Source organism: Piscinibacter defluvii, from assembly GCF_004011805.1.
Lineage (GTDB): Bacteria > Pseudomonadota > Gammaproteobacteria > Burkholderiales > Burkholderiaceae_C > Piscinibacter > Piscinibacter defluvii.
In genome coordinates, this window is record NZ_RCHJ01000142.1 from 1 (window position 1) to 519 (window position 519).

Consider the following 519-nt stretch of genomic DNA (forward strand, 5'->3'; position numbering starts at 1 on the left):
ATGAACCCCTTCGACGAGATCGCCGTGGAAGAGGCGGTGCGGCTGAAGGAGAAGGGCGTGGCCACGGAGATCATCGCGGTCTCCTGCGGCGTCACCCAGTGCCAGGAGACCCTGCGCACCGCGATGGCCATCGGCGCCGACCGCGCCATCCTGGTCGAGACCAGCGAGGAACTGCAGCCCCTGGCCGTGGCCAAGCTGCTGCACGCGCTGGTGAAGAAGGAACAGCCCGGCCTCGTGATCCTGGGCAAGCAGGCCATCGACGACGACTGCAACCAGACCGGCCAGATGCTGGCCGCACTCGCCGAGCTGCCGCAACCGCGCTACGTGACCCTGCCCAACATCATGAAGGCCAAGAAGAAGCCGCTGGAGACGCTCAAGCCGGCCGACCTGGGTGTGGACGTCGCCCCGCGCCTGAAGACGCTGAAGGTGAGCGAGCCGCCCAAGCGCGGCGCGGGAGTGAAGGTGCCGGACGTCGCCACCCTCGTGGCGAAGCTGAAGAACGAAGCCAAGGTGATCTGA

At 67.2% G+C, this 519-nt stretch carries 1 protein-coding gene; it reads left to right on the top strand.

The genetic code is table 11. The features are described 5' to 3' along the window. A partial coding sequence (locus tag D9C15_RS33275; protein ID WP_164886986.1) for an electron transfer flavoprotein subunit beta/FixA family protein occupies positions 1 to 519 on the top strand: 519 nt, incomplete at its 5' end.